This is a genomic window from Spirosoma endophyticum (assembly GCF_900112365.1).
Lineage (GTDB): Bacteria > Bacteroidota > Bacteroidia > Cytophagales > Spirosomataceae > Spirosoma > Spirosoma endophyticum.
In genome coordinates, this window is sequence record NZ_FOLQ01000014.1 from 27,498 (window position 1) to 41,776 (window position 14,279).

The 14,279-nt window shown below is 51.3% G+C and carries 8 protein-coding genes; all 8 read right to left on the minus strand.

Annotated elements, in window-relative coordinates:
* Positions 1-5: 5 nt before the first annotated feature.
* Positions 6-1,466, minus strand: a complete 1,461-nt coding sequence (locus tag BM202_RS25700) for a RagB/SusD family nutrient uptake outer membrane protein (RefSeq protein WP_093831582.1) — start codon at positions 1,464-1,466, stop codon at positions 6-8.
* 61 nt (positions 1,467-1,527) lie between these two features.
* The gene (locus BM202_RS25705) at positions 1,528-4,725 is read right to left on the minus strand and encodes a SusC/RagA family TonB-linked outer membrane protein (protein WP_218160609.1); all 3,198 of its coding nucleotides are present in this window, start codon (positions 4,723-4,725) and stop codon (positions 1,528-1,530) included.
* Between the two features lie 187 nt (positions 4,726-4,912).
* The gene (locus tag BM202_RS25710; RefSeq protein ID WP_093831586.1) at positions 4,913-6,634 is read right to left on the minus strand and encodes a hypothetical protein; all 1,722 of its coding nucleotides are present in this window, start codon (positions 6,632-6,634) and stop codon (positions 4,913-4,915) included.
* A 12-nt stretch (positions 6,635-6,646) separates the two neighbouring features.
* Positions 6,647-8,029 (minus strand): hypothetical protein, encoded by a 1,383-nt coding sequence (locus tag BM202_RS25715; RefSeq protein ID WP_093831588.1) that lies wholly within the window; start codon positions 8,027-8,029, stop codon positions 6,647-6,649.
* Between the two features lie 122 nt (positions 8,030-8,151).
* Positions 8,152-9,039: a cyanophycinase gene (locus tag BM202_RS25720; RefSeq protein WP_093831590.1), complete on the minus strand. Its 888-nt coding sequence runs from the start codon at positions 9,037-9,039 to the stop codon at positions 8,152-8,154.
* Between the two features lie 59 nt (positions 9,040-9,098).
* Entirely contained in the window at positions 9,099-10,442 is a 1,344-nt protein-coding gene (locus BM202_RS25725) for a RagB/SusD family nutrient uptake outer membrane protein (protein ID WP_093831592.1), read from the minus strand.
* A gap of 54 nt (positions 10,443-10,496) precedes the next feature.
* Positions 10,497-13,496 (minus strand): SusC/RagA family TonB-linked outer membrane protein, encoded by a 3,000-nt coding sequence (locus BM202_RS25730; RefSeq protein WP_093831594.1) that lies wholly within the window; start codon positions 13,494-13,496, stop codon positions 10,497-10,499.
* 157 nt (positions 13,497-13,653) lie between these two features.
* On the minus strand, positions 13,654-13,938 hold the full coding sequence (locus tag BM202_RS25735; RefSeq protein WP_093831596.1) for an ACT domain-containing protein: 285 nt from the start codon (positions 13,936-13,938) through the stop codon (positions 13,654-13,656).
* Positions 13,939-14,279 lie beyond the last annotated feature (341 nt).

The window sequence follows — 14,279 nt, forward strand, 5'->3', positions numbered from 1 at the left end:
CGGAACTAGCTCAGCAGTAATTTATTGGTTGTGATCTCCGTATTCGGCAGCGGGAAAATGTAGTTGGCCTGCGACGGCAACACAGCGGGTGCACTGTTGGAACTGCTCGATTTGGCCGGCAGCGGCAGCAGATTACGTAGCAGATCATTGGATCGGAAGCCTTCGCCAAGCAATTCGATGCGTCGCTCATTCAGAATGGTATTGATCAGGGCGGCCTGTGTGCCGGTCGCGGTTGCCGGGAACGCATAACTGGCATCCGACCGATTTCGAACGGCTTTCAGCAGGTTGATGGCGGTTGGCAAGTCACCCGTTTGGGCTGCGGCTTCGGCATAATTCAACAACACTTCCGAATAACGGAGAATGGGCAGGTAATCCAGAAATGGCGATGGCTTATTGTATTTCGTCAGGAATTGCACCCCTGATGCCGTGCGCGCAAACGTCCGTCTCAAATCGGTCGATTTCCATTCCGGATCGCCCCAAATGCCCGTTGGATTCAGATTGTATTCCGAATTGGCGTTGAACACGTACGGGAAAGACGACTGCCCACCAACGTTGTCCAGCTCGGTCATCGGCACCGACAGAACTGACTCGGTGCTGGTGTAGTTGGTCGTGAAAATCTCGACGATATTCTGCAACTTGTGATTCACACCCGTAGCCGCCGAATAGGGAGCGCTTGCCGAAACAATTTTCTTTGCTTCCTCAATTACTTTTGCCCAGTTACCGCTGTTTAAATACACACGAGTTTTTAGGGCAATCGCCGTGTTTCGGTGCGCCCGCGTTGTGTTGAGTAGCGCACTTGAATACGCAAGCGGAAGGTCGGCCTCAGCTTCATTCAGATCTTTCAAAATCTGGGTGTACACTTCGTCGACGGTGCTCCGTTTCAGGTCGTTATTTGCCGTTGTGGTTTCGGCCTGCAAACGTAGTGGCAAACCCGGCGAAGCCCCTTTGTTCTCGTTGTAAGGCCGGGCGTAGAGCGTTACAAGGCTGTAATAGCTGAGCGCCCGCAGGAATTTCGCTTCGGCCGTATACTGCCTGGCCAACGTAGCATCGACCTTCCCCGGATTGTCGGCCAGCCCTTTAATCAGGATGTTCGCGTTGTTAATAGCGGCATAGCCGGCGGCCCAGAAACCAGCCACAAAGTTCGAGCCGGAGTTCAGTGTCTGGTTCCAGGCTTCGTAGGCCGTGAACGTATTGCTCGTCCGGTTGATGAACTCTTCCCCGCGCGCTTCCGAATACGTGTAGTAGTTGCCTCCGTAAAAATTGGCGTTCTTGACCGCTTTATAAACGCCATTGACCAGACCCAGAATCCGGTCGGGCGTCTCGAATGCATTCGTGCCACTCACGGATGTTTCGGGCGTTGGGTTGAGCAATTCGGTATCGTTGCAGGCGGATAGCGACAGAAACAGGCTCAGACCGAGAAAATGGCCAAACCGACGTACTGATATAGACGAATTAGATGGTTTCATGCTGTAATTTTTTTATGATTTCTAGAATCGTTGGATGGGCTTTGCGAATGCGACATACTGATTAAAAGCCCACGTTAAGACCGAACGTAATGGTGCGGGCCTGGCCTACGGAGTTCTTTTCAATGCCGGGCGTCGTATTTGAGTTGCCGTTTACCGACGACTCAGGATCGGTGCCGGAGTAGGGCGTGATCAAAAAGAGATTGGACCCCTGCGCATACACCCGAACCGAACTGAGTCCGATTTTGCTGAACAACGTAGTAGGCAGCCGGTAGCCAATCGATGCGTTTTGCAGCCGTAGGAAATCGGCTTTTTCGGCGTTGGTCGATACCGGAAACGACGATCCGGTCGATAGCTGGTCGTTGTAAATCAGTCGCGGTACGTCAGTGATGTCGCCCGGTTTTTGCCAGCGGGTCAATACTTCGGTCGAGTTGTTGTAGGCCCGTTGGTCGAGCAGCGTCGCGCGGGTACCGTTCATGACCAGGTTGCCGCCCGAATAGGTCAGATTAACACTCAGATCAAAGTTTTTGTACCTGACATTATTGACCAGACCACCGTACCACCTGGGGAGGGCGTTACCAATCAGATAATAATCGGCACCGGTAATGGCAGCGGCTGTTTTACCATCCAGATACGTCCACTGACTTTCACCGGGTGCTACTACCTGGCTATACTGCACTTTCTCATCTTTGCCATTAATGAAAATCCGGCGGCCATTGTCGGGGTTGACACCCGCTGTTTTAGCGCCATACAGACTACCCACCGAATAGCCGACGCGGGTAACGTTTGTGGTTTCGTACGATACGTGAGTCGTACCCACAATGTCGGTATTGCCGTCGGCCAGTGCCGTTACTTTGTTGTTCAGATTGGTGTAGTTGAAGGCCGCATTCCATGAAAAATCACCTTTGCGCAGAATTGTTGCATTGATACCCAGTTCAATACCCCGATTGTACATCGACCCAACGTTGCCCAGAATTGAATTGCCGGGAATGCCTTTCGATACAGCTTGCGGGGCGCTGAGAATCAGGCCGTTTACATTGTTGTTGAAATACGTTACGTCCACCTGAATCCGGTCGTTCAGGAAGCCCAGATCGGCCCCGATGTTGGTTTGCTCACTGGTTTCCCAACCCAGATTCTGATTGCCCGCCTGCGAAATCGCCCAGGTTGGCGCGTTGCCATACAGCGAACCGCTGTACAACTCCAGCGAGCTGTATGAATCGCTCAGGTTACCGTTCCCAACGCGGCCCCAACTCGCCCGGAGTTTAATGTTGGTGAGAGTCGAAGCAAGCCGGGAGTTCTTGTAAAAAGGTTCTTCGCCCAGCGCCCAGCCGCCCGATACACCACCGAAATTGCCGTATTTTTTACCCGTTCCGAGTGCTGAATTACCATCCCGTCGGAAATTGACCGTTACGAAGTATTTCTTATTCAAGTCGTAGTTCAGCCGGGAGAAGAATGACAGGTAAGCCCGCTCACTCAGGTCATTGCCTGAGGCCGTGATGGCACCCCAGTTACCCTGATAATTGTCAAAAAATGGATCGGCGGTTTGCGTGCGAGTAGCGCCCCAAGCCGAGTTATTGAATTTTTGGACATCATAGCCCGCCAGTACCGACACTGCATGTTTGGTTGCAAATGTCTCTTTGTAGGAAAGTGTATTGGTCCAGTTCCAGTTGTCCCGAATGGCCGAAACATTGGTTACAGACCCCTTGGTCGAGTAGCCGTCGCCCTGGATGGCACTATTGAAGCTAACATTGTCGGTACGCAGCCGGTCGATGGCGTAGGTCGTCGCAAAATCCAGATTCTTCAGCAGCTTTGCCGTAGCTCCGAAACTGGCAATGATACGGTCGTTACCCGATGTAAATCGGTTTTGATCTAACAAAGCTACCGGATTGCCGAAGTTGCTAACGACCAGGTTATTGCCCATGCCAATGGTATTCGGGTTCGTCTTGCTGATGTTGTAGCTGCCGTCGGCGTTATAGGCTGGTACGTTAGGCGGAAGTGCTATAGACAGCCGGGCCGCACCGACCAGAAAAAAGTTTGAGCCGGGCAGTGAACCCGCATACGGAGACTGGTTGTCGCTTGTGTTGTAGGAAACACTTCCCCGCAGTTTCAGCCAGGTCGTTACCTCCTGATCGATGTTAAAGCGTGCGGCTTTTCGTTTAAATTCATTCGCCACCAGGAAGCCTTTCTGGTCGGTGTAGTTGGCTGAAAAATAGTACGTTGTCGATTGAGTGCCTCCCGATACGCTGATGTTGTGGCTTTGGGAAACGCCCGTGCGGTAGATATAATCGGACCATCTTGTGTTTATGGCTGACCCATCGGCATTGGTATTGGGGAAAAACAACGCCGAGGCTACGTTGTCATTAGTGGCGTTCCCTCCCAGGATTTTCGCATTTAAAACCGCTTCATTCTTGATCGAAATGAACTGTTCGGCATTCAATAGTTTCGGTAGACGAACTACTTCCGAGGCACCCACCCAGGTTTCGTAGGCGATACGTGGTTTGCCTGCTTTGCCTCGTTTGGTGGTAATGAGCAGTACGCCCGCAGCTGCACGGGAACCGTAAATGGATGTGGAAGCGGCATCTTTCAGTACGTCAATCGACTCAATATCTGCGGGGTTGATGTCGCCGAGCGGGTTGTTCGGGACGGCCGTACTGGCTGATACGTTGCCGGTATTGATCGGAATACCATCGACTACGACCAGCGGGTAGGAACTCAGGGAGATCGAGTTTACACCCCGAATTCGGATGACGGGCGGGTTGTTCAATACGCCGTTGGGTTGCGCGATACTAACGCCCGCAGCCCGGCCCTGCAACGCCTGATCGAAACTCTGAACCGGCTGTTCCTTGATCGCATCGCCGTTGACCCGTACCGCCGAACCCGTAAACTCGGCCTTCGTTTGCGTGCCATAGCCAACCACCATGACTTCGCTAAGTTGCCGGGTATCGGAACTGAGTGCTACGTCGAGGGTTGTCCGATTGTCGATGCTGATTTCCTGCGTCACAAACCCAATGGCGGAGATCGCCAGTTTTTTTGCACTTGGTGGCACCTGAATCGAGAACTTCCCATTGGCGTCCGTCTGGGCTCCCTGATTCGTTCCCGGTACGACAATATTGACACCGGGAATAGATTGGCCATCATCTTTGCCGGTAATGGTTCCGGTTATTACCCGGCTCTGTGCGAACGCCTGCGATGTAATAAATGCCAGTAACAGCAGGGTTTTCAGTACGTTATGTACCGGAATTTTCATAGAGGTTGTATTCATCTTTGTGTAGGTGGTTGTATGTAAATTGATGGTTTTGTTTTTTTTTGAGCTTACCCCACCCCCGGCCCCTCCCCTGAAAAACAGGGGAGGGGTGACTTGCAGATATTAGCCAGGCAGTGCTAGTAGCTCCTCCCATGTTTTCAGGGGCGGGGTTGCGACGGTTGGCCACTGCCGTGGTGTGAATTTGCTAATACGTTCCGGCATTGAGTGTGCTTTTCGAGAGGGCGTAAGGACGGTTTACGCGGTCCAGTACGACGTAAATGGAATCTTTATTTTCGTTGATGCCGGTGAGAATCACGTGAGAGCCATCGGTCGTTTGGTAGTTCAGGATCATATGGTTACGCTTCCCGTCTTCCTGTTTTATTTCCGATTTGATGCCTTTAAGACGTCGGGTTGTCAGAGCAATGGGCTCAATTTTTGGATATTCGGGACCGATGTTGGCCAAGGCCGCGGCTGGAATCCAGTTGGCTATTGAGGCATCGGGTTTTCGATTTTTGCCACCATGTTTCGACTTTTTACTGGCACCATCAAGGACTAAATCGGCCGATACGCGTTCTCCGCGCTCCGAAAATGGCTTGTACTTATCCTGTAAATACAGGACATTGTTCACCGTGTCGGCATCGTAATAAAACACCCGCTGACCACCGCCTACGCCCGTCAGCTCGAACGTTCGGTTGATGTCACGCATGGGTGAGCCGCCCCCGTTCGAGAGATCCAGCGGCACGGCACGGTTCACTTTAAACGTTAAGGTCGACCAGTTTTCGAACGTAGCTTCCTGCCACCGAACCGAATCAACAGGTGAGTAAGAGATTGATTTATTATTCAGCTTGAACTCTGTTACGTTGTAGTTGCCTCGTAGTTCGCGAATGCCTTTCTGTGCAGGCTGTTTATACGGATCGTAGCGGAAATTGACGTATTGAATCCAGAACAGGAGCACCAGGAAAATACCGATGGTAGCCGTTTTCAGCACGATTCGGCCTGCTTTCTGCCACGTTTTAGAAAACGATGGATAGTAATAGGTCGGAATCGTGAATTGCTCCCGAATCAGCAGATTGTAGAGGTCGCGGACATAGTAAATGAGCAGAAAACCCGCGAGCAATACGAAGTAGGAACTGTAGCCGTGGACACCGCCATCATAGGCGAAATTGACATAAACAATATCGGCCAGCGCCCCAAACAGCAGAACCGATCCCCAGAACGTAGTAGCCCGGAAAAATAGGAGTGCACCCGCCAGCACCTCAACGACACCGGCGAAAACTTCGTACCAGGGTACAATCCCGACCGAAAGCCAATAGATTTTCTGGGCGGTTAAATCGCCGAAGTTGGTGTTCAACAAGCCCAGCGATGGATAGGGTAGCTGTGTTGGTAGCAATTTGGTAAAGCCAAAGCCAATGATGCCAATGCCCGCCCGGTACCGAACAATGACCCGTAGCCAGTAATACAGCAGGTTATAGTTTTTAGGCGCTGATTTACGCCAGCGCACAACGCCTGTCCAGATCAATCCGCCGATGGTAGACAGGAGCAACAGGAAGAGCCATTCGCCGTAGCCCATCCAGGTTGGCCACCAGCTAACGCCACGGCCCAGGATGCTTGGTTGAAAGCGGGCGATGTCGTACAAGTCGCGGTAGTGCAAGTGCAACCAGTCGAGCGAGAACAGATTTTTATACCAACCCGCACTGGTTGGTATCGACATGGCAATGAAGAAGATAAACGCAATCCGGAAGGCAACTTTCTGGAAGTCAGTCCAGGATTTGGGCTCATTGGTTGGCGTTTCTCCGTTGGTCTGTGTCTCCGCAGATCGTGTTGAAGTTCTCAACGATTGGTTGCTTGTAATTTGATTCTCGATCAGTTCTTCGGGCGAAACCAGGCCTAAATCCAGACGTTCGGGGTTGATGTTCGGGAGTGTCATCGTTCAGCGTGATTAGAGTTTGAGCGTACCCCGACGACCAGCTTTAGCCGCTTCGTTCAGCAGGTATTTTTTGTCCAGTTTTTGCAGTACTACGTAGACTGAATCGCGGGTTTCGTTCAGTCCTGAGAGGATGATCCGGTGGTTGTTCGGGCGGTCGTAGTGTAACGTCAGCGTTTCCTGCTCATTAGGGTTACGGTTTTTAAGCGTCAGTACGTGCCGAACCGAATCAAGCTGATAGCTGTAATAATGTCGGCCTGCCGAACCCGATAATTCATACCGTCGGTTGGCATCATCCGCGTTGATCTGCTCGATATTCGTGGTTTCTAACCGTGCCGGGCGATTCGATTTAATGCTGATCGTATTCCAGTTCTCGAACACTACGTCCTGCCAGCGTTTAGAATCGGTTTTCGAGTAGGGGATCGTCTCACCCGCCAACGAAAACGCCTGTATATCGTATAAGCCGGCAGCACCGTTTAGAATTGGTTGATTTTGCGGAAATTGATACCCGCCAGTCTGGTAAGCTGCGTAAGTTTTATACCCATAGAGGAGAATCGCAAAAACGATAAAGGCACTCTTGAGGGCCAGCCGACCGTATCGCTGCCAGGGTTCGGTCAACACGAGCCGGAATCGATTGGGAACGGTGGGTTTTTCAAGCGAAACCAGCCGAAATAAGCGAATGGCATCGAAGGCAAATAAAAACAAAGCGAACGTAGTAAGCAGCAAACTGTAAATGTGCTCTCCGCCCTCGTAGGCCAGATTAGACACGAAAATGTTGCCCAAAAACGGGATGATAATCAACGTGCCGATGGTCGTCGTTCGACGGTTGAGCAGCAACAATCCGCCGAGAATCTCGATCAGCCCGAGGAAGGATTCGTAGGAAGGAACAATGCCTAAACTGAGTGAAAACAGTTTCCAGGCCGTGAAATCGCCGTAGGCTGTGTTGAGGTTGCTGATCGATGGGAGCGGAGCCTGTATTGGAAACAATTTGATGAACCCATAGGCAATGACACCGATAGCCAGCCGATACCGTAGCACGACCCGCAGCCAGTAGTGTAGCGCCGTGTACTCAGTCTGCTTTTGGTCGCGAATGGTCCAGACAACCGTACCAACCAACGCAATCAGCGCGACGATTACCCAGTTGACAAACGTATCGTCCGGGCCGAAAAAGTGGGGCGCATACCGTGCCAGATTGAACAAATCGCGGTAATAGAGCGGTCCCCAATTGATTGTGAATAGATCGCGGTAGAAGTGCCAGTCGAGCGGAACGGCCTGAATAAGGAAATAGATAAAGAAAAAGCGAAAGGCTATTTTCTCTACACTCGTCCACGCCGGCAACGAGCGAATCGTTTCGTTTTGTGATCTGGTTTTAAAAGGTTTAATATCAATAAAGTCCATAGATTTTATAGATTAATAAAGTTTAAAAGATGCTATTTTTGTGGGAAATGCATCATCAGTAATCTTCGAGATCCGTGCCACGGTTATAACCGTGGCACGGATGAATCATGGTAAAAGTCCGATTACTTAGCGAGTTCGGTTGTTCTCGGTGTCTGCGTTAGAATAACTTTACGCGCCTGTAAATCAAATTTTTGTCCTTTGCCAAGGAAATAGAACGGGCCACCCGTGCTGTTCTGGCCGGATGGATATTTTGTGCTGTTGGCGATCTGTCCAGCTTCGTAAATCGCTACGTATGAATTACCGATTACCTCGAACGTATTTTGTTGCACCACAATCGCGGTGCTTTCGTCAATGGCAATGCCGAGCAATTCGGGCCGGGCTTTTATGACGTCAATAAGGTCAAACTGGCGATTTCTGCGCAGAAAATGCTGGTCGATCGTTACGTTGTGGATGAAATCAAGCCCCTGCGTATGGTCACCAACCATGATCGAGTTGCCTTTGGTATCGCCCCGTACCATGAAGGAACCCTGAATCGTAGCCCCCGCCGATGTCCCGCCAATGACGCCACCCCGACTTAATACGGCACTGAATTCTTTTTGCGCCAATGTATTCAGGTACGAATCAGCCAGACGCCAGTGCCGACCCCCCACGAACCAGATGCCTGTGGCTTTACGGATCGGCGCTACAAACGATTCCTGATTGGCGACTTTAGGATCGCGGGTGTGCAGGACCGTAATGTTTTTAATGCCAAATCCCTGAAGCTGAACTTGTTCACGCGAAGGCCGACTGACTGACGAATCTTCGCCCGCTGTCGGAATCACAACGATGTTTGCATTAGCTGCACCACCAGCCAGTTCAATAAAACGGTTCCAGAGTTCTGGCCCCATAGCGCCACCGCCAACAATAACCAGGGCGCCTTTTTCGGGACCAACGGTCTTAGGCGTTTGGGCATTTGTTAGGCCGGTGACCAGTAATAAAAAGAGGATGGAGAGAACGAATTGCTTTTTCATTTCAGTAGTTTGATTTTAGTGCCATCGGGCGGTTGTTGCCTGACTGGTACTAAGTTAGGTCAATAGCCTGGATTTTGTGTCAACGCTTTGTCGGCTAAAATTTCGCTGTTCGGAATGGGTAGTACGTATTTGTTGACATCCGTAATGCCTAGTACAGCGGCAACCCGACCCGTGCGAATTAGATTAAACCAGCGGTCGGTTTCAAACGGGAACTCTACCTGGCGTTCGTTTTCAATAGCCAGCAACAGGGTCTCTTTGGTAGAGGCCTGCGAAAGCGCTACGCCAGCCCGATCACGAACAGCGTTTAGATCGGCAAGCGCCGTTGTTGTTTTCCCGAGCTGAGCGCGAGCCTCCGCCCGAATCAAATACAGTTCGGCGATACGTATCACATAGGCTGGATCGGTGCCGAGTGGTGTCCGGTAGTACAGTTTTCCGTACCATAGATTGCCCGGTGGCACCGTCTTCGCAATCAACTCTGAGCGATTGCCGCCCACCGTCGGGTCGTTCAGTAGCGTAACGAGCTTATCGTTGGGCGCCCACTCACGACGTCCGCTGAGCGCTGGCGGTAACCACCAGTTATAATGCCCATTTTTGAAGGAATTGGTATACGCAATCTCAAATACCGATTCCGTTGTGGCTACTGCATTGTTAGCGAAGAAGGCGTTGTAGGGCTTCGTCAGTTTGTAGCTGGCCGCATCGTCGATGAGTTTGCTGGCATAGGTTTCGGCTTGTTCCCATTCCTTCCGATACAAATGGTAGCGCGCCCGCAAGGCCCAGACGGTCTTCCGGGTGACTTTGTTCCGGTTTGTGGTATTGCCAAGCAGGGGTTCGGCCGCAGTCAGGTCTTTCAGCACCTGGGCATACGTATCATCCAGACTGCTACGTGTAATGCCGGTATTATCGGACGGTGTATGGGTTGCTTTCAGAATTAGCTGCACCCCACCCCAGCCGCGTGCCAGATCAAAATACGACAGGGCGCGAAGGGCATAGGCTTCCCCCTGAATCTGGTTTTTCCGATCGGCCGTCAGTTGTGGGTCCGATAACGTTGGTACGGTTTCCAGCAGATAATTGGCTTGCAGAATCGTCTTATAGATGGCACTCCAGGCCGAACCAACGTACCCATTGTCAGCCGTTAATTTCCGGGCGGTAATTTGTTGCGGGTCCGACTGCGAACCTGTCCACTGAATATCCCCACCTGACAGGTAGGATATAGCTGGGAAATTGGAACCGTAATAGCTATCGCTGCCCAGGCGATTGTATAAGCCATTCACGGCGGCTTCGGCTGTGCTGCCGTTCGTAATGGCCTGCGATTCATCGACCTGCAATTCCGGCTGCACGTCCAGAAAACTCTGGCAACCCGTGAGCAACAGTATAAAAGGAAGTAATCTTAAATTCTTTTTCATAATGGATGCTAAGTAGCGGTCCGATGTATTCAATAACCCGTAGTGAAGAGTAAATCAGAAAGTCAGGTTCAGGCCAAACTGAGCGGTTCGGGGTTGCGGGGGCGTGCCCAGATCGTAGCCTTGTGTAGTGGGATTGCCCGTTACGTTTACTTCGGGATCGGGTCCCTGATAATTGTTCAATAACCACAGATTCGAGCCGCTATAGTACACCCGCGCCGATGCGATACCCAGTTTGCGAAGGGCTGATTTGGGAATGCTATAGCCGAACACGAGTGAGTTCAGGCGCAGGAACGAGCCATCCTCCACAAAGCGACTCGTTGGACTCAGGTTGTAGTTATTCCCGATCGTCGTGACGCGGGGCACATCCGTAATGTCGCCTTCTTTCTGCCAGCGGTTCAACTGATTTTTGTTGATAGCCCGCCGATCATCACGCGTGCCACCCGACTCCAGGAAGAACCGGTTGTTGTTAAAGACCTTGCTGCCCGAACTGAAATTAAAGAACACCGACAGATCGAAGCCTTTGTAGGAGAACGTGTTGTTCAGCCCACCGAAGAATTTGGGCAACGCACTCCCGTAGAATTGCTTGTCGGCTACCGTGATCTGGCCATCTTTGTTAACGTCTTCATATACGGCATTGCCCGTTTTTGGATCGACATAGAGCTGTTTGTAGACGTAGAACGAGTGGAAGGCATACCCCTGAGCCATGCGTTCGGTTGCATAACTGGCATCGACGGGAATTGATAATTTTTCAACCCGGTTAACGTTGCCGGCAATGTTGAAACTTGTATTCCATTGAAAACCAGCTTTGTTTATGTTCTGCGAGTTGATGGCAAACTCAAGTCCCCGATTGCTGATTTCGCCGTTATTCTGGTAAATACTGGCAAAGCCGGAACTTTGAGCCAGCGGTACCTGAAGCAGCAGATCGTAGGTGTATTTTGAATAGGCGTTGACTTCCAGCCCAATGCGGTTGTTGAATAAACCTACATTCAACCCTACGTTTGTTTGGCGAGTCGTTTCCCATTTTAGTTCAGGATTTGCCAACTGCACCGGTACCGTACCCGGATTGTCCTGATAATTGTATCCACCGCCCCATAAGCCGCGCGATGCGTAGTTGTCGATGCCGTTCTGGTTGCCCGTCCAACCCACGCTGGCCCGCACTTTTAAGTCACTCAGGAAGCTGACATCGCGCAGGAAATTCTCCTGCTTGAGCTGCCAGGCCACACCCGCCGATGGGAAATACCCCCAGCGGTGACCAACGGCAAATTTCGACGACGCATCCGCCCGCAGGCTGGTCTCGAAGAAGTATTTCTTGTCGAAGTTGTAATCGACACGCCCGAAAAAGGAGACCAGATTGTAGCGGTTACTGGTCGACGAGGACGTAGTGACCGACGCCGACGCGATCTGCTTGAACGCATCCGATGGGAAGTTGGTACCCTGCGCGAGTGTCTGCGTCGCTACGTTACCTTGGAACGTATTACCCACTAGAGCGCCAAAATTGTGTCGGTTGCCAAAGGTTTTTCGGTACGACAAGGTTTGCTCGTTGATCCAGATCGTGTTTTTGCTGATGCTGGATGTAGCTAGCCCTTTGCTGGCGCTGCCCCGGTTGGTCAGCGTGTTCCAGTATTCATATTCGTTGTAGTCATTATAATCTATGCTCCAGCTACTGCGGAATTTGAGACCACTCGTAATGTCGTACTCGCCGTAAATATTGCCGATGTAGCGCGTGCTGGTCGAGTGCATATCGGTGTTGTTGATCAGCACATCAAGGTTATCGAACCCGGCCCATTTTGCATACGTACCGTCGGTATTGAATTTGGGCAGATAGGTTGGCGTATGCAGCGCTGCCTGCAAAATTCCTCCCTGCGGCCCGTCGCCGACGCGGGCGTTGGTGCGATTCGATTGCGAGAAAATGTTGCTCGTGCCAATCCGGATTTTATCGGTAATGTCCTGATCCAGATTGAGTTTAAAACTGGCCCGCGAGAAGTCATTGGTACGTAGCGTAGCCTGTTGGCTCGTGTAGCCACCGCCAAGATAGAAGCGGGTCTGCTTCGTGCCGCCCGATACCGACAGATCGTAGTTTTGCAGCGTACCGGTACGGAAAATATCGTTCAGCCGGTCGTAGGTCTGCTGTTCCTCCGGCAAACCGCGACCGCCCTCCGAAACGGGCCGGAAAGGTCTCGTTGCAGCCGGTTTGCCGTCGTTTATCCAGGCTTCGTTGATGATCGTCGCGTGTTCGGCACCGGTTACCAAATCCCAGAGTTTAGGCGCCCATGCCTGCCCGACGGATGTGTTGAGTTGAACCTTTGTTTTGCTGTTATACGACCCGCGTTTGGTCGTGATCAGGACCACGCCATTCGCAGCTCGGGCTCCATAGATGGCCGTAGCTTCGGCATCTTTCAGAATCGAAATGGACTCAATGTCAGCGGGGTTGATATCGGCCAGCGGGTTGTTGGATTGCCCCTGCGTCGTGATTTTTTGTAGCGACTGGTTATTGACGAACACGCCATCTACTACGTATAAAGGGTCATTGCTGGCGTTGATGGACGTAGTGCCCCGGATGCGGAAGAAAATACCGTCGCCTGGTACCCCCGTGTTAGCGGCTACCTGCACACCAACCGCCCGGCCCTGCAGCTGCTGATCGAAGCTGGCTACGGGACGATTCTTGATTTCGTCGGCATTGACCTGGCTCACCGAACCGACCAGATTTTTTCGATCCTGTGTGCCGTAGCCAACCACGACAACCTCATTCAATTGCGAGGCCGACTCGCCTAGGAAAATATCCAGTGTAGTTTTTGCCCCGACTTTTACCTGAGTAGTTTGGTAGCCAATGGCCGAGATGACCAGCTCGTCGCCGGTACGTGCGTCGATAGTAAATTGCCCGTTTGCATCGGTCGATGCCCCTTTGGTTTGATTTTTTAATACCACGTTTGCGCCGGGCAGTGGTTCGCCATTATCGGTCCGAACGGTGCCCGATAGTCGTGTTCCGGTTGATTGTGCCAGCAATCCTCCGCAAGAGAGTAGCCAGACTACTCCCGCAAATAAAAGTTTTTGCATTACTTTGTCTTGGTTATGTGAAAAATAAGGCCGGTCCGACGCTTCGGTTGCTAGAGCCTTGTGTTAGCCAGCCGGAACGGTTGCCGCCGTTTCGGCTTTTTTATTGATCTCCAAATCAGTTGCCGCTGATCCAGAGGTCGTTGATTGATATATTTTCTTACTGGATTTCTCGCACACTCACGATTCCCCGCACCGACTGTAACCGCTGAACGAGTCTACTCGTCAGCCGTTGATCTTCCCGCATTTGAACCGTCAGGAGGCCATTAGCTTGCAGGCCGTCGGCTTCAAAAGAGAGCGCCCGGATCGTATAATTGCCATCCTGTGGTATTGTATTCGCAATGTCACTAACAAAATTCACCCGGTCGAAACCCGCGATTTGATACGTCACATAGGCTATCAGCTCATTGAAATCAGCATGGGCAGCCGTGTTTGAAGTGTTCATTATGATTTCAGTTTTGCGAATTGATGAGTGAAGTGTAATATTCTTTTAATCTGTAGAATAAGTAGGATAAATGAGTATTTAGTAAATCTCTACTTAGGTTACGGAGTTAAGAATGAAAATGGGTTAGGGGTATAATGCCTGAAAAGCTGAGCGGAGAACTGCTAACAGCAACAACCGAAGGCGACTGTTGCATCGCGCATGACAATCTCTCCAGAAAGAAATTTGTCAGGGTCTAAAACTGGAAAAGCTGGATGTTGAGAAGCATTCATGTTGGTCTTGGCGGGTGAGGTCCCGATTAATCTTGTTAATTAATAGGCAAAGGTGAATAGTTGATTTTGGAA